At 70.0% G+C, this 22,171-nt stretch carries 17 protein-coding genes; 5 read left to right on the forward strand and 12 right to left on the reverse strand.

What is annotated here, in order from left to right:
• Positions 1-105 precede the first annotated feature (105 nt).
• The 7 genes from hisS to KF889_28845 form a co-directional block, all read right to left on the reverse strand.
• Complete coding sequence (gene hisS, locus KF889_28815; protein ID MBX3503461.1) at positions 106-1,413, reverse strand: histidine--tRNA ligase; 1,308 nt, start codon at positions 1,411-1,413, stop codon at positions 106-108.
• Between the two features lie 236 nt (positions 1,414-1,649).
• The gene (locus KF889_28820) at positions 1,650-1,982 is read right to left on the reverse strand and encodes an NIPSNAP family protein (GenBank protein ID MBX3503462.1); all 333 of its coding nucleotides are present in this window, start codon (positions 1,980-1,982) and stop codon (positions 1,650-1,652) included.
• 35 nt (positions 1,983-2,017) lie between these two features.
• Positions 2,018-3,148, reverse strand: a complete 1,131-nt coding sequence (ispG, locus tag KF889_28825; protein MBX3503463.1) for a flavodoxin-dependent (E)-4-hydroxy-3-methylbut-2-enyl-diphosphate synthase — start codon at positions 3,146-3,148, stop codon at positions 2,018-2,020.
• A gap of 315 nt (positions 3,149-3,463) precedes the next feature.
• On the reverse strand, positions 3,464-4,471 hold the full coding sequence (locus tag KF889_28830) for a helix-turn-helix domain-containing protein (GenBank protein MBX3503464.1): 1,008 nt from the start codon (positions 4,469-4,471) through the stop codon (positions 3,464-3,466).
• A gap of 328 nt (positions 4,472-4,799) precedes the next feature.
• Complete coding sequence (ptsP, locus tag KF889_28835) at positions 4,800-7,067, reverse strand: phosphoenolpyruvate--protein phosphotransferase (protein ID MBX3503465.1); 2,268 nt, start codon at positions 7,065-7,067, stop codon at positions 4,800-4,802.
• Positions 7,068-7,069: 2 nt separating this feature from the next.
• Positions 7,070-7,207, reverse strand: a complete 138-nt coding sequence (locus KF889_28840) for a hypothetical protein (GenBank protein MBX3503466.1) — start codon at positions 7,205-7,207, stop codon at positions 7,070-7,072.
• A gap of 184 nt (positions 7,208-7,391) precedes the next feature.
• Positions 7,392-8,666 (reverse strand): aspartate kinase, encoded by a 1,275-nt coding sequence (locus KF889_28845; GenBank protein MBX3503467.1) that lies wholly within the window; start codon positions 8,664-8,666, stop codon positions 7,392-7,394.
• A gap of 167 nt (positions 8,667-8,833) precedes the next feature.
• Between KF889_28845 and ubiG the strand changes: the two genes are divergently transcribed.
• Positions 8,834-9,589: a bifunctional 2-polyprenyl-6-hydroxyphenol methylase/3-demethylubiquinol 3-O-methyltransferase UbiG gene (ubiG, locus tag KF889_28850; protein ID MBX3503468.1), complete on the forward strand. Its 756-nt coding sequence runs from the start codon at positions 8,834-8,836 to the stop codon at positions 9,587-9,589.
• Here the strand turns inward: ubiG and KF889_28855 are convergent.
• The 3 genes from KF889_28855 to KF889_28865 all read right to left on the reverse strand — a co-directional run bounded on the left by KF889_28855 (position 9,586) and on the right by KF889_28865 (position 12,847).
• Positions 9,586-10,293, reverse strand: coding sequence for a hypothetical protein (locus KF889_28855; GenBank protein MBX3503469.1), 708 nt, complete (start codon positions 10,291-10,293; stop codon positions 9,586-9,588). The genes ubiG and KF889_28855 overlap by 4 nt on opposite strands.
• 18 nt (positions 10,294-10,311) lie before the next feature.
• Positions 10,312-10,773: a selenoprotein B glycine/betaine/sarcosine/D-proline reductase gene (locus KF889_28860; protein ID MBX3503470.1), complete on the reverse strand. Its 462-nt coding sequence runs from the start codon at positions 10,771-10,773 to the stop codon at positions 10,312-10,314.
• A 172-nt stretch (positions 10,774-10,945) separates the two neighbouring features.
• Positions 10,946-12,847 (reverse strand): propionyl-CoA synthetase, encoded by a 1,902-nt coding sequence (locus KF889_28865; protein MBX3503471.1) that lies wholly within the window; start codon positions 12,845-12,847, stop codon positions 10,946-10,948.
• A gap of 110 nt (positions 12,848-12,957) precedes the next feature.
• Between KF889_28865 and KF889_28870 the strand changes: the two genes are divergently transcribed.
• Positions 12,958-14,070 carry a di-heme enzyme gene (locus KF889_28870; protein MBX3503472.1) on the forward strand — a complete coding sequence of 371 codons (1,113 nt, stop codon included), beginning with the start codon at positions 12,958-12,960 and terminating at the stop codon, positions 14,068-14,070.
• A 73-nt stretch (positions 14,071-14,143) separates the two neighbouring features.
• Here the strand turns inward: KF889_28870 and KF889_28875 are convergent, their stop codons facing one another.
• Both KF889_28875 and KF889_28880 read right to left on the reverse strand, forming a co-directional pair.
• On the reverse strand, positions 14,144-15,742 hold the full coding sequence (locus KF889_28875; protein MBX3503473.1) for a TROVE domain-containing protein: 1,599 nt from the start codon (positions 15,740-15,742) through the stop codon (positions 14,144-14,146).
• Positions 15,743-16,084: 342 nt separating this feature from the next.
• Entirely contained in the window at positions 16,085-16,708 is a 624-nt protein-coding gene (locus KF889_28880; GenBank protein ID MBX3503474.1) for an N-acetylmuramoyl-L-alanine amidase, read from the reverse strand.
• Positions 16,709-17,695: 987 nt separating this feature from the next.
• On the opposite strand from KF889_28880, the gene KF889_28885 reads away from it, so the two are divergent.
• The 3 genes from KF889_28885 to KF889_28895 all read left to right on the forward strand — a co-directional run bounded on the left by KF889_28885 (position 17,696) and on the right by KF889_28895 (position 22,151).
• Positions 17,696-19,363, forward strand: a complete 1,668-nt coding sequence (locus tag KF889_28885) for an acyl-CoA synthetase (GenBank protein MBX3503475.1) — start codon at positions 17,696-17,698, stop codon at positions 19,361-19,363.
• 15 nt (positions 19,364-19,378) lie between these two features.
• A complete protein-coding gene (locus KF889_28890; protein MBX3503476.1) occupies positions 19,379-20,707 on the forward strand; it encodes a hypothetical protein in 1,329 nt (442 codons plus the stop codon).
• An 88-nt stretch (positions 20,708-20,795) separates the two neighbouring features.
• The gene (locus KF889_28895; GenBank protein MBX3503477.1) at positions 20,796-22,151 is read left to right on the forward strand and encodes a hypothetical protein; all 1,356 of its coding nucleotides are present in this window, start codon (positions 20,796-20,798) and stop codon (positions 22,149-22,151) included.
• Positions 22,152-22,171 lie beyond the last annotated feature (20 nt).

Genomic DNA, 22,171 nt, shown 5'->3' on the forward strand with positions numbered 1-22,171 from the left:
CGAAGGACGTCGAAGACGAACACCGGACGCGTTGAGACATCCCCCATCCGTCGCGCTGCGCGCGCCACCTTCCCCCTCCGGGGGAAGGTATTAGGGCGGGCGCCATCACCGCTTGTCCCCGTCTTCGTCGTCGAGGCCGTCGAAGCCCAGCAGGTCGCCGAGCTGGCCCATGGCGTCGACGGTCAGCTCTTCGACGATGTCGTCGAAAGCCACCTCGCGCTGCGTGCCGTCGGCGAGGTTCTTCAGCGCCACCACGCCCTTGCCCAGCTCGGCATCGCCCAGGATCAGCGCGTGGCTGGCGTTGAGCTTGTTGGCGCGCTGCAGACGGCGCTTCATGTTGCCCCGGTACGCCAGCTCGACCGGCACGTCGCTGTCGCGCAGCTCGCGCGCCAGCGCCAGCGCGCGGCGCTCCGCCGCCTCGCCCATCGGCACGATCGCCACCGGCCGCTCCGGCTTGGGCGGGTCGTTGGCCAGCATCACCAGCCGCTCGATGCCGCCGGCCCAGCCGATGCCGGCGGTCGGCGGCCCGCCGAGCTGCTCGATCAGCCCGTCGTAGCGGCCGCCGCCGATCACCGTGCCCTGGGCGCCCAGATGCGTGGTGACGAACTCGAAGGCGGTGTGGGTGTAGTAGTCGAGCCCGCGCACCAGGTTGGGATCGACGACGAAGGCGATGCCCGAGGCCTCCAGCCCGGCCTTTACCGACGCGAAGAAGTCGCGCGCGGTGGCGTTGAGGTAGTCGGCCAGCGCCGGTGCGTTGGCGTTGGCCGCCTTGTCGCCCTCGTCCTTGCTGTCGAGGATGCGCATCGGATTGCGCTCCAGGCGGCGCAGCGAATCCTCGCTGAGCTTCGCCTTGTGGGCGCTGTAGTAGTCGACCAGCACCTTGCGGTAGGCGGCGCGGCTTTCCGGGTCGCCCAGCGAGTTCAGGTTGAGCGTGCAGCGTTCCAGGATGCCGAGCCGGTCGAGGATGTCGGCGGCGACCGAGATCACCTCGACGTCGCATTCCGGCTCGGGCGCGCCCAGCACCTCGAGGTCGATCTGGTGGAACTGGCGCTGGCGGCCCTTCTGCGGCCGCTCGTAGCGGAACATCGGGCCGTGCGCAAAGAGCTTCAGCGGCACCTGCTGCAGGAGGCCGTTGGAGATGAAGGCGCGGCAGATGCCGGCGGTGTACTCGGGCCGGAGCGTCAGGCCTTCGCCGCCGCGGTCCGTGAACGTGTACATTTCCTTCGACACGACGTCGGAGGTCTCGCCCATGCCGCGCGCGAACAGCTCGGTGAACTCGAAGATCGGCGTCGCCATCTCGGCATAGCCGTAGAGCCGCGCCACGTCGCGCGCCGTGTCCCAGACATGCGCGAAGCGCGGGAACTCGTCGGGCAGGATGTCGTGGGTGCCGCGTACGGGTTGGAGCTTGGACACGTCGGGATTCCGGAAAAGGGAGCGGTCGGGACGGGCGGTTGATTACACGGATTGGGCCGGTCTGCCCACCCCGCCCTGGTCCTACCTTCCCCTGGAGGGGGAAGGTGCCCGAAGGGCGGAAGGGGGATGTCGAAGACGGACAGCGGTTTCGTTGAGGCATCCCCCATCCGGCGCTGCGCGCCACCTTCCCCCTCCGGGGGAAGGTATGGGACTGTGCGATCGCCCTGTCCGCAGACTTACCGGCCCAGGGGCGGCGAATAGTCGGTCAGGGTCATCGGCCGGTCCTCGATGCCACCGACCAGGCTGCCGTGCTCGGCCGAGGTGACGCGCTTGATCTCCTTCCACTCCTCGTCGGCCATGAAGGCGGCCCAGGCCGCCTCCTTGGCGGCAAGGTCGGGCCAGGCCAGGACATAGACGAATTGCGGGCCGGCCTGGGTCTGCGCCTCCCACATCGCCACGATGCGAAAGCCGTAGCGCCCCATGATGCGCGCGGCGTGATCGCGGAAGCGGTCATGGAACGCTGCCTTGTTGCGCTCGAAGATCTCGTAGATGCGAAGCTGATAGAGCATGCGCCACCACTCCCGCGCGCCGCGATCCGGGGTGCCTACTCCGCCGCCGCCTTGGGCGCCGCGGCTTCCTTGGCGGCCTCGATCTCGGCGGCCTTCTTCTCGATCATCTGGGCCAGGTGCTCGACGATGCCGGCGTCCTTGAGCCTGTGGTGCGGCACGCCCGCGACATAGACCTGATGCGTGCCGTTGCCGCCACCGGTGAAGCCGATATCGGTCTCGCGCGCCTCGCCCGGTCCGTTCACCACGCAGCCGATCACCGAGACGGTCATCGGCGTGGTGATGTGCGCCACGCGCTTCTCCAGCGCCTCGACGGTGCGGATGACGTCGAACTGCTGACGCGCGCAGCTCGGGCAGGAGATCAGGTTGACGCCGCGGTGCCGCAGGTTCAGCCCCTTCAGCATCTCGAAGCCGACGCGCACCTCCTCCTCGGGCTCGGCCGACAGCGAGACGCGCAGCGTGTCGCCGATGCCGCCCCACAGCAGCATGCCCAGGCCGATCGAGGACTTCACCGTGCCGGTGCGCAGGCCGCCGGCCTCGGTGACGCCGATATGCAGTGGATAGTCGCAGGCTTCGGCGAGTCCCTGGTAGGCGGCCACCGCAAGGAACACGTCCGAGGCCTTCACGCTGATCTTGAACTCGCGGAAATCGTGATCCTCGAGGATGCGCGCGTGATCGAGCGCGCTTTCGACCATCGCCTCCGGGCAGGGCTCGCCGTACTTCTCCAGGAGGTCGCGCTCGAGCGAGCCGGCATTGACTCCGATGCGCATCGAGCAGCCATGGTCGCGCGCCGCCTTCACCACCTCGCGCACGCGCTCGGCGCTGCCGATATTGCCGGGATTGATGCGCAGGCACGCGGCGCCGGCGTCGGCCGCCTCGATGGCGCGTCTGTAGTGGAAGTGGATGTCGGCGACGATCGGCACCTTCGCGGCGCGCACGATCTGCTTGAGCGCCTTCGTCGAATCCTCGTCCGGACAGGAGACGCGGATAATGTCGACGCCGGCCTCCTCGCAGCGGCGGATCTGCTCGATCGTCGCGCGCGCGTCGGCGGTCAGGGTGTTGGTCATGGTCTGCACGGTGATCGGCGAATCACCGCCCACCGGCACATTGCCGACCAGGATGCGCCGGGACTTGCGGCGCTGGATATCGCGATACGGTCTGACGCTCATCGTCCGGTGGCCCGGTCTGCTGGTGGGGCGCATTGTAGAGCAGCGCGCGGCAAATATGGAGGCACCCTGTCATCCCGAGCGGAGCGAGGGATCCAGGGAGACTTTCTTCTCCCTCTCCCCGCAAGCGGGGAGAGGGTTGGAGTGAGGGGCTGCATCAAGTGTCGCACCACGGCTATGCCCAACCTGAAACAACCCCTCTCCCCGCAAGCGGGGAGAGGGAGGAAGACGCCACATGTGTCTTCCCGCATATGGGGATGGCGCGACAATCCGGCTCGCGCCAGCGACCTCATGCCACCGATCTGTGCAGGAATGATGTCAGCGCTGCGCGTCGGGCGTCAGGCGGTAGCCGATGCCCTCGGGCACGGTATAGGGCTCGCCGGCGCGCACGAAGGTCGAGGCCAGCACCTCGCCGTTGGGCCCGCGCAGCTCCAGCCAGCCATCGGTCTTGGGCAGCAGGGTCACCGGCTTGGTACCCGGCGGCGCGGTGATCACCGCCGCCTTGGGCGGTTCCGGCGGCTTGACCTCGGCCGGCTTCAGATCCGGCGGGCGGCTGGCTTCCTGGGCGTTGGGTGCCTGCCCGCCGGCGTCCTGGCGGGCGGGTGGCGTGGCCGCCTGGGCCTGCCCGGGCGATGGAAGCACGATAGGCGGCGAAAACGGGACGGGTGACGCGGACATGGCGGGCGGCGGCAGCGGGACAGGCGCCGGGGCCATCGCGGGTACCGGCAACGCGGCGGGCGGCGGCAGGGGCGCCGTGATCGGCGCCGGCGGTATAGCGCCGGGCAGCGGGGCGGTCGGGCTGATCGCCTGCACCGGCGCCGGCGTGGCGGCTGGTGCCGGCGTCCCCGTGGGGACCTGGGCAGCGGCAGGCGCCGGCGCCGGCGCGGCGGGCGGGGCCGGCTCGGGCGCTGCCGCGATCACCGGCGCGGGCTTCAGACGATCCGGGACAGGCGCCACCACCTGCGCCGGCCCACCGGGCTCGCGGGTCAGCGCATGCCACGTGACGTAGGCGCCGAACAGCAGCGCGCAGGAGGCGAACAGCAACGCCGCCTTCGGCGTACGACGCTCCCTGGGCGCGGCGGGGAAGTTGTAGGCGACCGCGGGCGGCGGCGCAGCGTCGATGGCGCGATAGGCTTCGAGCACACGCTCGGCGTCGAGGTTCACTCGCTTGGCATAGGCGCGCAGGAAGGCAGGGATGTAGGTGCGGCCGGGCAGATCGTGGAAGCGACCGTTCTCGATCGCGTCGAGATAGGCGTAGCGCACGCGCGTGTCGCTCGACACGTCGCGCAGCGACAAGCCCAGCGACTCGCGCGCTTCCCGCAACATCTGACCAACGCCCGCGCACGCGGCCGTCGCTTCCACCTGCCAGTTCGTGTGGTCGCGCATCTCAGCTCTGTCGCAAACACGGTAAACGGAATTCACTCGCCCTTGTTTTCGTCTTAGCAGGACTCGGCGCGCGACGAAACCTGAGTCTGTGCGCGACTCGCAGAATCCCGTGCGATCCAAACGTCAAAGCGGACCATCACTCCCTCTCCCCGCGCGCGGGAAGAGGGTTGGGGTGAGGGGCTGCCACAAGTGGCGCACCACGGCCGTGCCCAACCTGAAACAACCCCTCACCCCGACTCTCTCCCCGCAAGCGGGGAGAGGGAGGATCTCAGAGCGGGATGCCGTGATCGCGCGCGAACAGACGGATCTTGTCGCGCACGCTGCGCTGCGATCCGTTCATCAGATCGCCGAGGTAGCCGGTGAACCGCGTGAGGTCGAGCGCGCGCACCATGGTCTTGACCGGACCGAAGCCGCCCGGCGCCATCGACAGCGTGCGCAGGCCGACGCCGAGCAGCGCCATGGCCTCGATCGGCCGGCCGGCCATCTCGCCACAGAGGCTCAGCTCGACATGCGCCTTGTTGCACTGGTCGACCACCATCTTCAGCGCACGCAGAACGGGTGGCGACAAAGGATCATATCGTCCCGCGAGGCGGGGATTGCCGCGGTCGGCCGCGAACAAAAACTGCACAAGATCATTGCTGCCCACCGACAGGAAGTCGATCTCGCGCAGCAACTCGGGCAATTGCCAAAGCAAGGCAGGCACTTCGAGCATCACCCCGACCGACAGGCGGGACGGGATCGCCAGTCCCCGGGCCTGCGCCCGGGTCAGTTCCAGGTCAAGAAGATGACGCGCCTGCCGCAGCTCCGTGAGGTCGGCGACCATCGGGAACATGATCCACAGCGGCCGACCGTCGGCGGCCATGATGATGGCCCGCAGCTGCCGACGCAGCATGGCCGGGCGGTCGAGCCCGATGCGGATCGCGCGCCAGCCCATTGCCGGGTTCTCGTCGCCGAACGCCTCGACATAGGGCAGCACCTTGTCGCCGCCGACATCGAGCGTGCGGAAGGCCACCGGCTTGCCGTCGGCCTGGTCGAGCACGCGGCGGTAGAGCTGCGCCTGCTCCTCGACGTCGGGGAACTGCGAGCGCACCATGAAGGTGATCTCGGTGCGGTACAGCCCCACGCCATCGGCGCCGGTGGTCGCCAGGTGCTGCAGGTCGATCAGCAGGCCGGCGTTGACGCGCAGCGAGACCTTCACGCCGTCGCGCGTCGCCGCCGGCAGGTCGCGCAGCTTGGCGTACTGCAGCCGCCGCTGCTCGGCGGCCTGCAGGGTGTCGGCGACCTGCTGCTGGATCTCCTCGGCCGGCCGGATGAGGACCTGGGCGTTGTCGCCGTCGACGACCAGCGATTCGCCGGCCTCGATGCGGCCGGTGATGTCCTCGACGCGGCCGACCACCGGCAGGTCCAGCGCGCGCGCGACGATGGCGACGTGGCTGAGTGCCGAGCCCTCCTCCAGCACCACGCCGCGCAGCCGGTTGCGGTCGTACTCCAGCAGCTCGGCCGGTCCGAGGTCGCGCGCCACGATCACCGCGTCGTCGGGCAGGCTGGCGGCGTCCAGCACCGTGGCGCGGCCCATCAGGCGAAGCAGCAGGCGGCGCGTCAGGTCGGAGAGGTCGGCCAGCCGTTCCTGGATGTAGGGATCGCTGATCTCGCCGAAGCGCACGCGCATGTCGTCGAAGGCGCGCTGCACGCCGGCCTCGGCGGTCAGGCCCGTGCCGATCGCCTCGCGGATGCGCTCCACCCAGCCGCGATCGTCGGCGAACATGCGGAAGGTCTCGAGCACCTCGCGATGCTCGCCGTGGCCCAGCCCGTCGGATTCGAGCATGCGGTCGAGATCGGCGCGCACGGTGCCCAGCGCCTCGACGAAGCGCTTCTGCTCCAGCGCGGTGTCCTCGGCGATCACCTTGGTGATGAAGATGCGCGGCTCGTGCAGCACGGCACGGCCGATGGCGACGCCGCCATTGAGCGACACGCCGTCGAGGCGCACCGGCAGGAGGCCGGTGCCGTCGATCGGCTTGATCTCCTCGGGGTTGACCAGCTCGCCCGACGCCACCAGCTCGGCCAGCACCATGGCGACGTTCTCGAGTGTCTCGATCTCCTCCTCGTCGTACTGGCGCAGCGTGCGGTTCTGCACCGCCAGCACACCCAGCACCTTCTCGCCGCGCAGGATCGGCACGCCGGCCATCGAGTGGTAGATTTCCTCGCCGGTCTCCGGCCGGTAGGCGAAGTTGGGATGCGTCTGCGCGTCGGCCAAGGCCAGCGGACGCTCATTGGCGGCGATGTCGCCGACGATGCCCTCGCCCAGCCGCAGGCGCGTGCGGTGCACGGCGTCGGGATTGAGGCCCTGGGTGGCGAACAGCTCGAGGATGTCGCCGGCGCGCAGCACGTAGACCGAGCAGACCTCGGCCACCATCTCGCCGGCGACTATGCGCACGACCTGGTCGAGCCTCTCCTGCGCGCTGCCTGCGCGCGCCATCACGTCCCGGAGCCGCCTGAGGATCAACCGCGGCCCGGCCACTGGCGTCGTACGCTCCATGGTCAGACCGCTCCGGGATCGGCTCGCTTGATCGGGGCGGTTTGGTGCGCGTCCGGGTGGGCCTGGGCGAGCGCGCGCCACGCCGCAATCGCCGCCCTGGCGGCGATCGGCATGGAGGTGTGGACGCGCGCGACGAACATGGGCCGGTTATCGCCGCTTTCGCGTGCGAGGTCCAGCGTCGCGGGTGGTTGTCCTTGTATCGAAAGTCCCGGTCGCGGAATGATCCCTCGCGTATTCACCCTGTCATTCCGAGCACAGCGAGGAATCCAGGGCGGGCGCCTGGATCCCTCGCTTCGCTCGGGATGACACGAAGTCCGGCGATGGCTACGCGGCGTCCAGGTCGTAGGCCGTGTGCAGGGCGCGTACGGCGAGCTCGGTGTACTCGGCGGCGATCAGCACGCTGATCTTGATCTCCGAGGTCGAGATCACCTCGATGTTGATGCCGCGTCTGGCCAGGGTCTCGAACATGGTCAGTGCCACGCCGGCGTGACTGCGCATTCCGACGCCGATCACCGAGAGCTTGCAGACGTTGGCGTCGGTGTGCAGCTCGGTGAATCCCAGGGCGGCCTTGTGCTTCTCGAGCTCGGCGCTGGCACGCGCCAGGTCGGTCTTGGGGATGGTGAAGGTGATGTCGGTCGACTTGCCGTCCGACGACACGTTCTGGACGATCATGTCGACATTGATGTTGGCCGCGGCCAGCGGTCCGAACAGCGCCGCAGCGACGCCCGGGCGGTCGGCGACGTTGGCCACCGTGACCTTGGCCTCGTTGGTGTCGTAGGCGATGCCGCTGACGACGGACTGTTCCAGACCCTTGGCCATGATCTCTTCCTCATCGACGACGAGCGTGCCCGGCAGGTCGCTGCCCGGCGGCACGTCGAAGGAAACCTCGCCGTTAAGCTTGCGGAACGACGCCAGCACCTGAACCCTGACGCGGTGGTTCATCGCCAGCTCGACGGAGCGTGTCTGCAGCACCTTCGAGCCCAGCGAGGCCATCTCGAGCATCTCCTCGTAGGTCACCATCGGCAGCTTGCGCGCCTTGTCGGTGATGCGCGGGTCGGTGGTGTAGACGCCGTCGACGTCGGTGTAGATGTCGCAGCGCTCCGCCTTCAGCGCCGCCGCCAGCGCCACCGCCGAGGTGTCGGAGCCGCCGCGGCCCAGCGTGGTGATGCGGCCCTCGCCGCTGATCCCCTGGAAGCCCGGCACGACGGCGACGACGCCCTCGGCCATCGCCTGCTCGATCGCCTCGGTGCCGATCGACTGGATGCGGGCGCGGCCATGCGCCCCGTTGGTGCGGATCGGCAATTGCCAGGAGGCGAAGGAGCGCGCCTTGACGCCGCGCTTGTGCAGCGCCAGCGCCAGCAGGCCGATGGTGACCTGCTCGCCGGTCGACACCACGACGTCGTACTCGCGCCAGTCGTGCAGCGGCATGATCTTGTCGACGTGGCCGACCAGCTGGTTGGTGACGCCGGACATCGCCGAGACGACCACGGCGAGCTGATGCCCGCGCTCGACCTCGAGCTGGACCATGCGCGCGACGTTCTCGATGCGATCGGTGTCACCGACCGACGTGCCGCCGAACTTCACGACGAGACGAGCCATACCCCCCTGCCCTGCGATGCATCAGCCGACTGCGAACCGGCGACAGCGCGTAGCGGCAGACCGGATGGCGCGCCAGCGGTCATTTGTCGCTGACAGGCGATTTCCGACCGCGGGCGGCGTATATCTAACGGCGGGACCGACACGGGGCAAGCGACAGGGGGCAAGCCATGGCCAGCACCGTCGATGCCGGCGAGGTCGAACGCTTCTCGCGCATCGCCGAGGAATGGTGGGATGAGGGCGGCAAGTTCGCCCCGCTGCATCGCCTCAACCCGGCCCGCATCGGCTTCATCCGCGACCGCGTCGCCGGCCATTTCGGCCGCGATCCGCTGGATTTCGGCGAGAAGGGGACCGGCCCGCTGCACGGCCTGCGGATCCTCGACATCGGCTGCGGCGGCGGCCTGGTCTGCGAGCCCATGGCGCGCCTGGGCGCCGAGGTCACCGGCATCGACGCCTCCGAGCGCAATGTCGGCGTGGCGCGCCTGCATGCCGAGCGCATGGGCCTCGCCGTCGACTACCGCGCCGGCACCGCCGAGATGCTGCGCGACGAGGGCAGGCAATACGACGTCGTGCTGGCGCTGGAGATCGTCGAGCATGTCGCCGACGTCGATCTTTTCATCGCCTGCTGCGCAGCGCTGGTGAAGCCCGGCGGCGTGCTGATCCTCTCGACCCTGAACCGCACGACCAAGGCTTTTGCCCTGGCCATCATCGGCGCCGAGTACGTCATGCGCTGGCTGCCGCGCGGCACGCATGACTGGCGCAAGTTCCTCAAGCCCTCGGAAGTGGCGCGCGGCCTGCGCGCCGCCGGGCTTTCCGTGGAGGAGCTGGCGGGCATCGTCTACAGCCCGATCACCGGGCGCTGGCGCATCGACCCGCGCGACCTCGACGTCAACTACATGATGCTGGCGACGAGGCCGCGCTCCTAGACGCGGGCGGCCGGCACGAACTGGGGACCCACCAGGGCGAGCACCCGGTCGTCGCTGGCGAGACAGGCGGCGCGGATGCGCCGCAGCAGGGCCGCTGCCACCGTGGAATTCCAGAACCAGTCCAGCACCTGCGCGCTGCTCGGCCGGTCATCGGGCGCGACCGCCGCTTCGGTGTAGAGCGCCTTCAGGTCGTCGGCGGCATAGCGCGCGGCCTGCACAGGCCGCAGGCCGGCGACCGGCGATTCCCTCGGCGGCGTGCGCGACGCGAAGGCGGCCAGCAGCTCGGGCCACCGCTCGCGCTCGAGGCGGCTGCCGCCGATGGTGGTGCGCGCGCGCATCGTCAGCGGCGCCCATTCGGCCCGCAGGGCGGCGGCCCATTCGGCGGCCGAGGCGTCGGCGGCCGGCCGTGGGACCGCCGGCAGCTCGACGGCCGGGCGCCAGCCCTGCTGCGGCAGACGCCCGGGCGCTTCCTCGGCGTAGTCCTCGAGGATCACCGGCCCGTCGTCGCGCTCGAGCAGCGACAGCGCCGCCAGCACCACACGGCGCTGGAAGGCGGCGTCCTGTGGCTCGCCCAGCGGCCGGCCGAGCTCGAAGGGCACCCACAGGCCGCGCGGCACGCGCACCTTCTCCATGTGCAGGCGGATGATGCCGAGCGCGACCGTGGCGATGCCGCGCTGCTCGATGAGATGGCTGAGCGCGCTCACGGCGCGCGTGCAGAAGGGTCAAACCGGGCTGAGCAGCACCGCATCGACGCGATCCTGGCGCAGGCGCTGGGCGAGCTGATCGGCCAGCGCGTCCCATTGCTTCGGATCGTTGGCGCCCATCACAACGAAGTGCGTGTCGGCGATGGAGCCGATGACGCCCTCTTCGGCCAGCTCGCGCAGCCGGTCGATCGGATAGATCGTGTTGATGTCGCGCTGGAAGCCGGTGCGGTCGTAGTTCACCGAGACATGGGTCATGACGATGTCGCCGGCGGGCAGCGACGCCGGCAATTCGCGCAACTCGTTGGCGCCGGGCATCATCGGCGGCTCGCCGCGGCGATGGATGCCGGCCGAGCTGACGATGGCGACGCGCCGGCCCGACAGCTTGCCGCCGGCGACGAAGGGCGCGCTGGCGTACACCGGGCACTCCAGCGCACGCAGCCGCTCGGCCATCGCCGGTGTCAGATCCTCGAGCCGCGCCATCTTTCGCTCCCCTGATTCATGCGCGCGGACGATACATCGGCGATCGATGCCGGGGCGGCATCGTCACGATGGCTTTGCCCATGCGTCGATTGGATCACGCTGTCATCCCGAGCGCTGCGAGGGATCCATGATGCGACTGGATTCCTCGCTACGCTCGGAATGACAGCGGCGTTTACCGCGCATACCCCACCGGCTTCAGCGCCTCGCCGATCTCGCCGAGGATCGCCGGATCGTCGATGGTCGCGGGCATCCGGTAGTCCTGCGAGTCGGCGATCTTCTGCATCGTGCCGCGCAGGATCTTGCCGGAACGCGTCTTGGGCAGGCGCGCCACTACCACCGCGCTCTTGAAGGCCGCGACCGGGCCGATGCGGTCGCGCACCAGCTTGACGACTTCCGAGACGATCTCGGGATGCGGGCGGTTGACGCCGGCCTTCAGCACCAGGAATCCCAGCGGCAACTGGCCCTTGAGCTCGTCGGCGACGCCGATCACCGCGCATTCCGCGACGTCGGGATGCGCGCCCAGCACCTCCTCCATCTGGCCCGTCGACAGGCGATGGCCGGCGACGTTGATCACGTCGTCGACCCGCGTCATCACCGAGACGTAGCCGTCTTCGTCGATGAAGCCGGCGTCGCCGGTCTTGTAGTAGCCGGGATACTCCGCGAGATAGGCCTGCCGGAAGCGCTCGTCGGCGTTCCACAGGGTGGGCAGCGCGCCCGGCGGCATCGGCAGCCTGGCCGCCAGCGCGCCGATCTCGCCCGGCTTCACCGGCCTGCCCTGCTCGTCGAGCACCTCGATCTGCCAGCCCGGCGAGGGCACCGCGGTCGAGCCCAGCTTCACCGGCATGGGGTCCAGCCCCTGGAAATTGCCGCAGATCGGCCAGCCGGTCTCGGTCTGCCACCAGTGATCGATCACCGGCACGCCGAGCAGATCCTGCGCCCATTCGATGGTCGGCGGATCGCCGCGCTCGCCGGCGAGGAAGAGGGTGCGGAACTTCGACAGATCGTACTGACGCACGAACCTGCCCTCGGGATCCTCCTTCTTGATGGCGCGGAACGCCGTCGGCGCGGTGAACAGCGCCACCGCGCCGTGCTCGGAAATCACCCGCCAGAATGCGCCGGCGTCTGGCGTGCCGACCGGCTTGCCCTCGTAGAGCACGCTGGTCGCGCCATGGATCAGCGGGCCGTAGACGATGTAGCTGTGGCCCACCACCCAGCCCACGTCGGAGGCGCACCACCACACCTCGCCGGGCTTCACGCCGTAGAGATTGAGCATCGACCACTTGAGCGCCACGCAGTAGCCGCCGTTGTCGCGCACCACGCCCTTGGGCTGGCCGGTCGTGCCCGAGGTGTAGAGGATGTAGAGCGGATCGGTGCTCTTGACCGTGACGCAGGCCGCCCTGGGCTTGCCCGGCACGAAGCTCGCCCAGTCGATGTCGCGGCCGTCGATCATCATCGCCGGGTGCTGCGGGCGCTGCAGCATCAGCACCCTGGGCACCTTGTGCTGCGCCAGCTCGATCGCCTGGTCGAGCAGCGGCTTGTAGGCGACGACGCGGCCGGGCTCGATGCCGCAGGAGGCGGCGATGATCAGCTTCGGCTGGCAGTCGTCGATGCGCGTGGCCAGCTCGTTGGCCGCGAAGCCGCCGAAGACGACGGAGTGCACCGCGCCCAGCCGCGCGCAGGCCAGCATGGCCATTGCCGCCTCGGGCACCATCGGCATGTAGATGATGACGCGGTCGCCCTTGCCGACATCGAGCGCGGCGATGGCGCCGGCCAGCTCGGCGACGCCCTCGCGCAGCTCGGCGTAGGTGAAGGTTTCCTTCTGCCCGGTGACCGGCGAATCGTAGACCAGCGCCGCCTGCGCGCCGCGGCCGGCCTCGACGTGACGGTCGAGCGCGTTGTGGCAGGTGTTGAGCTCGCCATCGGGGAACCAGCGGTAGAATGGCGCGCGGCTGTCGTCGAGCGCGCGCGCCGGCTGGCGCGCCCAGTCGATCGCCCGGGCCTGCTCGAGCCAGAAGCCCTCGCGATCCTCCAGCGAGCGGCGGTGCAGCGCGCGGTATGTGTCGCCGGCTTCCATGGCGGCCCTCCCTCTTTCTAACCCTTATGCCCAAAGGGCCATTGTGTCAGACATACGGCGGCCCGATCCACGGGCAACGTGCTATGCTCCGGCCATTCCGGGTGACCGCCATGCCGATCGCATTTCGTCTCGTTGCGCTCGCGGCCCTGATGATCTCGGTCGCGTCGCCTGCCTTGGCCCAGGCTTACGTCTGGGCGCTGCCCGCCTGGCTGCCGCCGCCGCCGGTGCCCGCCGCCAACGCGATGAGCGTCGCCAAGGTCGAGCTCGGCCGCCGGCTGTTCTTCGACCAGAAGCTCTCGGGCCCGAGCTACATCTCGTGCTCGTCCTGCCACATGCCCGAGCACGCCTTCAGCGACCCGCGCCATCCCTCGATCGGCGTCACCGGCGGCAAGGTCCGCCGCCGCGCGCCGCCGCTGACCAATGTCGGCTACCGCGAGACCCTGACCTGGGCGGATCATCGGATGACGACGCTGGAGGACCAGGCGCACCAGCCGCTGTTCCGCGCCGATCCGCCCGAGATGGAGGCCAACGGCCACGAAGCCTCGGTCGTCGACCGCTTCGAGCACGACCCGACCTATCGCCGGCTGTTCACCGAGGCTTTTCCCGACAAGGGCGGCAAGGTCGATTTCGACCAGATCATCAAGGCGCTCGCCGCCTACCAGCGCTCGCTGGTGTCCTTCACCACGCCCTACGAGCGCTTCCGCTTCGCCGGCGAACGCGAGGCGCTGAGCCCCTCGGCGCAGCGCGGTGAGAAGCTGTTCTTCGACGCCCGGCTCGGCTGCGGCGCCTGCCACGCCGGCGCGACCTTCGGGCCGCTGGCCGGCAGGCTGCTGCCCGGCGCCGCCCCGGTGGTCTACGCCAATGCCGGCCTCTACGACCTCGACGGCAAGGGCGCCTATCGCGCCATCGACCGCGGCCTGATCGAGAGCAGCGACAAGCCGCAGGACATGGGCCGCTTCCGTGCCCCCAGCCTGCGCGACGTCGCCCAGCGCGCGCCCTACATGCACGACGGCTCGATGACCTCGCTCGAGGCGGTGATCGACCGCTACGCGTCGGGCGCACCGACGCTCGCTTCGTCTGACAGGTTCAGCCCGCTGAAGGACTCACGTCTGAACGGATTCACCATCAGCGCGGCAGAACGCGACGACCTGATCGCCTTCCTGCGCGCGCTGAGCGACGAGGCCTTCGCCGCCGACGAACGCCACGGCAGCCCGTTCCGGTGATTCGAGGGATGAGCCAGCGGAACGCCGGCGCTCGCAACAAAAGAGGGAGCTCTTTCGAGCTCCCTCCTCCGTCTCAGATCGCTCCCGCGACGAAGCGCGAGATCAGCTGCGGTGCGGCAGCGTCGAAGCCGACGACGTCGAGCATGCCGGCGTCGTCCGGATCGGCGATGGTGAAGCCGGTCGAGGTCAGGCCGACCACCACCAGCTTCGCCGCGAGGCCCGTGGCCCGCCGGTAGCGCCTGAGCGCCTCGACGGGATGCACCGCGCCGGCCCAGGTCTCGTTGTCCGTGTAGACCACGAACGCGTCGACCTTCAGGCCGTGCTCCAGCGCGTAGAGCATCGGCTGCGCGACGTCGGTGGCGCCGAACGGCAGGTTCGCCGTCATCGCCACCGCGTCGTCCAGACGCTGCCGCGCCGAGAGCGCCAGCGGCACCAGACGATCGGTGAACGCCACCACCGCGGTCTGCGGCTCGCTCGCCAGGGTGACCAGTGCCATCGCCGCTGCCGCCTCGCGCGGCGTGAGCGGCGAGCCCGCCACCTGGCCGGCGCCCATCGATCCCGACACGTCGAGGCCGATCAGCACCCGCTTGCCGGCCGGCTCGACGCCGGCGAAGGCGCGGTAGAACGCGCCGTCAAGGGCGTCGACGACCTTAGCCGAGGGCAGCCAGCGCAGCGAGCCGCGCACGCCGTGGCCCGAGCGATAGACCGCCAGCGCCGTCAGCACCTGCAGCGGGTGCACGCGCGCCCGACGCAGCCGCTCGACATCCGCCAGACGCTCGACCACCGTGCGCTCCGAGCCGCTGCCGGGCCTCAACAGCCCGGCCGCGGTCATCCGCGCCAGCGAGCGCAGCATCGCCGTCATCGGCATCCGCTGCAGCAGCGCCAGCCACACGTCGATCTCGTTCAGCAGCGCCGTCGGCACCACCTCGCGCGGCAGGTCGTGGTCGGCGATCAGCTTGACCGCCTCGCCCACCCGCTTGGTCTTCGCCAGACGCTCCGCCGCCGCGGTGCGCGCCAGCGCCGCCGGCAGCTCGAAGCCGCCGTCGGGCCGCGCGATGCGGTCGAACAGCGCGCGCCGCGCCACGTCCTCGGCCGGCGCCAGGGGATGCGCCAGGCGCAAGAGATCACGGTGCGACCAGCGATGCCCCTTCTCGCCGCGGGCCTTGTACTTCATGGCCTGCAGCTCGAGGTCCGACAGCTTCTGATCGAGGTACCAGCGCGCGATCGCACGCCGCAGGCCGCGACCCCAGCCGCGCAGGCCCTGCACGTATTCGGCGAAACGCTGCAGCTGCGATCCGGTGCGCGCGACCTTGGGCAGCGCCGCGAGCGCGAGCGCACGGGTCTGCGGCGCCTCGGCCGAGGCCGCAAGCGCCAGCGCGAACAGCGCCGGGTCGTGCTTCGGGGCGCGGCCGCCGGCGCTGATCTCGACGATCCGCGCCACGGCGCGCGCGCCGTCCGCCGCGATGACCCGCGTCACCGCCTGCGCGTTGCCACGCGTCAGCGCGACCTCCGAGGCGTAGTAGGTGCCGCCCTCGCTGCCCAGGACCAGGAAACGGTCGAGCCGCGCCCAGTCGTCGAGCGCGTAGACGTAGCCACCGGCGTCGTTCGCCGCCATCGCCTCGCCGGGCAACGGACGCTGCTGGCCCCCGAGGGGCCACCTCAACATGGTCAGGATGTTCTTCATGATGCTGTCCTCCAGGCGTCGATCGCCGGCGGACAGCGCGGACGACGTCAGCGCTCCGCCGGTGCTCCGGCTGGTCTGGTAACTCGTGTGCGATTACCCACGATCGGTCGTCCTCCGGGGGATGAAGTGGCGCCGCGCGACCCACCCGGAAGGATCGCGAGGCATGGCGTGGACAGGAACAGTCCGCGCCGATCCCACCGGCCGTCCCGTCGGGGACGACGCGATGAGGGCGCGGGTTGTAATCGCGGCGCGTGTCGAGCGCAACGCGGAAAACGCCATGGCGGCGCGATCGTCATGACCTGTGTCATCGATGCAACGCGCGACACCGGATCAGAAGGATGGGACCCGGGCGCTTCGCCAGCTGTCGGGAATCGCCGTGCCGTTGCCGATCTTGTAGCCCGCGCCGCCGTCGCCGAGGCCGAGGTTGGACTTCGCCCATTCGCCGACGCAGTACCAGATATCAGGCCCGGGGCAGTTCGAGCGCTGGTTGACGATGCCCGCCTTGTAGATGCCGTTGTCCGGCAGGTAGCCTTGGCGGTGGGCATAGACGTGCTTGATGCCGTGCTTCATGTACAGAAACAGCACGAGTTCGCGACCGGCCTCGACCTGCAGGTTCGTCGGCACGTTGCGCGCCGAATTGCCCGTCCACCAGATGCCCTTCTCGGTCGGGAAATGTCCGGCGAACTCGATGGCGACGCCGACATCGTTGAAGGCGTTCGACGCCCAGAGCATGGCTTCGACCGGATGCAGCCGGACGATCTTGCCGGTCTTGGTCACGACGAAATGCGCCCTGGTGTTCTTGAACTGCATCGGCTCGCTGCCGCGATCGTCGGCGGTCTGGTGCAGGATGGCGGCGTTGACCGCCGACGCCTGCCGCGTGCCCTTGCGCTCGAGCTTGTTGCTGACGTCGGTCAGATCGACGATCTCGGGCTCGATCCACATCGCGCGTGCCATGGTCCGCCTCCGTTGATGCCGGATGAACTCATGAATGCGCCGGCAGTAGAGCACGAAAGGGCGCGCGCCGCTGTTCCCGGGGAAACAGTCGCCGGAGGGATCGACGCGGGCATGGGGTGGACTGGGAGAGCGCGTCGCCGCGCGGCCGATGCCCGTCCATGAGCTACGGCGGATTCCGCCGCCGGGAATCGAACCCGGTCCTTCGGCCTGGCAATAACCCAATACCATCGGCCCGCGCCGATCCTCGCCGGAGCACCGCACGGGCATGTTTCGGACTGGGGCTCGCGTGTCGCCACGCGACTGTCGCTCTGCCGCTGAGCTACGGCGTCGCCGCCGCCGGGAGTCGAACCCGGGTCCAACAGTTACCGATAACCCAATCGCTTCGGCCCGTGCAGATCCCACGGGGCGCGGCGGGCGTGGTGCAGGGCTGGGGTAGTCGCCGACCGGCTCGCGCCGCCCGGCGATCGGCGCTCTCCGTGAGCTAGGGCCGAAGCCTCCGGGAGTCGAACCCGGCCTCCTGCGTGGCAGGCAATAACCCAACCCACTCGGCCCGCCGGCCGTGAGGGCGCGGCTTCTACGCGCCATCGGGCGGGCGGGCAACGCGAAATGCACGCGGCGCCGTCGATCGCCGGCGCACTGTGTCGTGGCGGCCACGCCTACGAAACGGCGTGTCGTCATCGTCCTCGTGCGCGCAATCGTCATTCCCGTCCGCCCACGAACCGTCCTAATCTTCGCGCTCGAATCGGGTCCGGCAGAATACGCGTACGAGGGATCGCAATGGCGAAGGGCAAGAAACCGGGCAAGGGCGGCGCGAAGAGGCCAGCGGCCAAGGCGACGAAGAAGCCCGTCGCCAGGAAGCCTGCCGCGAAGGCCAAGGTCGCCACCAAGGCGAAGGCAAAGGCCAAGCCGATCGCCGCCAAGCCCGTGGTGCCGCCCGCGCGGCCCGCGCCGCGGCGGCCGGTGAAGGCGCGCGCATCGTCCGTGCGCATGCCCGCGGCACGGCCCGCCGGCAAGCACCACGTGGCGCCGGTGGGCGCCAACATCTTCGAGCGCGATCTCGATCGCAACGCCGCCAACTACGCGCCGCTCACGCCGCTGCAATTCCTCGAGCGTTCCGCCAGCGTGTATCCCGACCGCCCATCCGTGGTGCACGGCAAGCGCCGCTACACCTGGCGGCAGACCTACGAACGCGCCCGCCGGCTGGCCTCGGCACTGGACAAGTGCGGCATCGGCATCGGCGACACCGTGTCGGTCATGGCGCCCAACATCCCGGAGATCTACGAGGCGCATTTCGGCGTGCCGATGTGCGGCGCGGTGCTCAACGCGCTCAACACGCGGCTCGACGCGGCGATGATCGCCTTCATTCTGGACCACAGCGAGACCAAGGTGCTGATGGCCGACCGCGAGTTTCACGGCGTGATCAGGGATGCCCTGGCCAAAGCCACCGTGAAGCCGCTGGTGATCGACATTGCCGATTCGGAGTATGCCGGCGGCGAGCCGGTCGGCGATCTCACCTACGAGGACTTCATCGCCGGCGGCGACCCCGACCATGCCTGGGAATACCCCGCTGACGAGTGGAATGCGATCTCGCTGAACTACACTTCGGGCACCACCGGCAACCCCAAGGGCGTGGTCTTCCATCACCGCGGCGCCACGCTGTCGGCCTATGGCAACGCCACGCAGTGGGCGATGGGCATGCATCCCACGTACCTGTGGACGCTGCCGATGTTCCATTGCAACGGCTGGTGCTTTCCCTGGACTCTCGCGCTGGTCGCCGGCACCAGCGTCTGCCTGCGGCGCATCAGCGCCAAGACCATCTTCGACGCGCTGGCCGACGAGGACGTCTCGCACATGTGCGGCGCGCCGGTGATCCTGAACTTCATCATCAACGCCGCGCCGGAGGAACGCCGCGAATTGCCCTACACCGTCGAGTTCATGACCGCGGCGGCGCCGCCGCCGGCTGCCGTGCTCGAGGCGGTGGAGAAGCAGGGCTTCCACATCACCCATGTCTACGGCCTGACCGAGGTCTATGGCCCGGCCACGGTCTGCGCCTGGCACGACGAATGGGACCAGCTCTCGAGCGCCGAGCGGGCCAGGCTGAAGGCGCGCCAGGGCGTGCGCTACGCCGCCGAGGACGGCGTGGCGGTGCTCGATCCCTTGACGATGATGCCGGTGGCCAACGATGGCGCGACCATGGGCGAGGTGTTCTTCCGCGGCAATCTGGTGATGAAGGGCTACCTGAAGAATCCCAAGGCGACGCAGGAGGCCTTCGCCGGCGGCTGGTTCCATTCCGGCGATCTCGGCGTGGCGCATGCCGACGGCTACATCGAGCTGCGCGACCGCTCGAAGGACATCATCATCTCCGGCGGCGAGAACATCTCGACCATCGAGGTCGAAGGCGTCCTGTACCAGCATCCCGCCGTGCTGGAAGCCGCCGTCGTGGCGCGGCCGGACGAGAAATGGGGCGAGACGCCCTGCGCCTTCGTCGTGCTCAAGCCCGGCATGAGCGCCACGGCCGAGGAGATCACCGCCTTCTGCCGCGCCAACATGGCCGGCTACAAGATTCCGCGCACCATCGTCTTCCGCGACCTGCCCAAGACCTCGACGGGCAAGGTGCAGAAATTCGTGCTGCGCGACTGGGCGAAGGCGCTCTAACCAGACAGGGGTGCCGTGGCCGGCACGACTCTCGTCCGCACCACGCTGAGCGGCGTCCGCCCCCTGGGCGTGCGCGGCGAGCCGCTGCACGCCACGCACGAGCAGATCCGCGGCGTGGTCCGCCGTCGGCTGGGCGAACGGCACGCGCGCCTGCTGGCCGAGCCGCAGCCCGACGACGCCGGCCGCCGCATCGACTGGTACAGCGACATGGCGGGCACTGTTCGCCCGATGGCGTCGTTGCCGGAGACCGAGCGCGTTACTGCGCTGGCCGATGTCGACACGCTGGTCGCCGACATCGCCGGCCTTGGCGCGCAGTTGCAGCAGGCACCATCGGCCGACGCGCGCATCACCGGCCAGGCGATCGAGCTCGCCTGTCGCCGCCCGTCCGACGAATACGTGTTCCTGGTCGGCGATCAGCCTGTGATCGTGTGCTGGGGCTACGAGCCCGATTCCGCCAGCACGTTGCTGCCGCCGGCGTTTCCGGCGGCGGCGCCCGCCGCCGTCGCAGAGCCGGTGCCGGCGATCGCGGCGGCGCCACCGCCGCCTGCGTCAGCGCCGGTGGCCGTCGCTGCCGCGCCTTTTCCGTGGCTCGGCTGGCTGCTGGCGAGCGCGCTGGCCATCGTGCTGGCGCTGACCGCGGCCTACGTGCTGCGTCAGTTTCTGCCGGAATCACCGATCATCGCCGTGACGCACCTGCCGCCGCCGCCCGCGCCGGCCGTCCCGCCGGCGCCGCCCGATCCGCGCATCGGCCTGCATGCGGCATTGGGCGAGGCGCAGGCCGAGGCCGACAGGCTGCGTGCCATGCTGGCATCGTTGCGCGACGAGTTCGCCGCCAAGCGCGCGGCCTGCCCGCCCCCCAAGCCGCCGGAACCCCCGCCGCCACCGCCCAAGCCGCCGCAGGTCGTGGAGAAGAAGCCTGATCCACCCAAACCGCCGCCCAAGCCGCCGCAGGATCCGATCCTCAAGCTGCCGCCCAAGGCGACCAACGACTACAGCTTCCTCAAAGGCTGCTGGCGCGGCGATTCGTTCCGCTACACGCCGCGCCATGCGCCGGGCCATCACACCTATTGCTTCGACGAGCACGGCAATGGCCAGCTGGTCTTCGTCTGGCAGAACGGCACCACCTGCCGCGCGCCGGCACGGGCCCGCTTCCAGGGCGACACGCTGCAGATCGCCGACGCCGACACCAACTGCAGCGACGGCAGCTTCTGGTCGCAGGACCGCCTGCTGTGCCGCCCGGACGCAAGCGGCGTCGCGCAGTGCAGCGGCGAAACCAACCTGCCGGGACCGGGCGGTCGCCGCAATCCCGCCACATCCTTCACCGTGCGCCTGCACCGCCGGTAGGAAGGCGAAACCGTTGCGCCCGAGGCGCGCCATAATTGGCCCCGCATAATCGGCGCCCCGAACGAACGCGAGTCGCAGAGTCTTTGCCGTGGCCGGCACCAATCTCGTCCGCACGACCCTGACCGGTGTCCGCCCGCTTGGCGTGCGCGGCGAGCCGCTGCACCAGGCGCACGAGCAGATCCGCGGCGTCGTACGCCGGCGTCTGGGCGAGCGCCATGCGCGGCTGCTGGCCGAGCCGCAGCCCGACGAGAGTGGCCGGCGCATCGACTGGTATAGCGACCTGCCGGGCGCGGTCGTGCCGTTCGCCGAGCTGGCGCCCGAGCGCAAGGCGTCGCTGCTCGCCGAGGTCGCTAAACTCTCCGACGACATCGCCCATCTCGCCGCCTCGCTCAAGGCCGCGCCATCCGACGATGCGCAGCTCACCGGCCGCGCGCTCGAGCTCACGGCGCGCCGGCCGTCGGACGACTACATCTTCCTGATCGACGACCAGCCGGTGATCGTCGCCTGGGGCTACGAGCCCGACGCCGCCGGCACGCTGCTGCCGCCGCCGATGGTGCCGGCGGCCGCACCCGCCGCCGTCGCGCCTGCCGCAACGACGGCGGCGCCGGCCGCCGTGCTGGCCAGCGGGCCGGCGACCCTGGCGGCCGCCGCGCCCTTCCCGTGGCTGCGCTGGCTGCTGATCGGCCTGTTCGCCATTCTGCTGGCGCTGATCGCTTCGTACTTCCTGCGCCAATGCTCGCCGGTTGGCCCCGACGTCGCGGTGACGCAATTGCCGCCGCCGCCGGCGCCGCCCGCGCCACCGCCGCCGCCCGACCCGGCCGTCGGCCTCAACAAGGATCTCGGCGCGGCGCAGGACGACGAGGCCAAGCTGCGTGCCACGCTTGCCTCGTTGCGCGACGAGCTCAAGGCCAAGCGCGCCGACTGCAAGCCGCCGGAGCCACCCAAGCCGCCGCCGAAACCGCCGCAGGCCGTCGAGAAGAAGCCCGACCCACCCAAGCCGCCGCCCAAGCCGCCGCAGGTCGTCGAGAAGAAACCCGATCCACCCAAGCCACCCGCCGTGCCGCCGGCGCCGCCGGGCGACGATCGCCTGCGCATGCCCAAGGCGCCGACCAACGACTACTCGTTCCTGCAGGGCTGCTGGCGCACCGACACCTTCAAGCATGGTCCGGCGATCCGGCCGGGCTTCGCCACCTACTGCTTCGACTCGCGCGGCAACGGCTCGATGGAATTCCGCTTCGACAATGGCGTGACCTGCCGCGCGCCGGCCACCGCGCGCTTCAACGGCGGCCAGCTCGCCGTGGTCGATGCCGACACCACCTGCTCGCCACGCGGCCGCTGGGCGCAGGATCATCTCTATTGCCAGCCCGGTGCCAACGGCGTCGCCTTCTGCAGTGGCAGCAACCGCACCGAACGCTGGACGGTCAACCTGCATCGCGTACGGTAGCCGCCCTCACCCGGGGACCC

The sequence above is a fragment of the Alphaproteobacteria bacterium genome (assembly GCA_019635875.1).
In the GTDB taxonomy this organism is placed as follows: Bacteria; Pseudomonadota; Alphaproteobacteria; order Reyranellales; family Reyranellaceae; genus JAFAZJ01.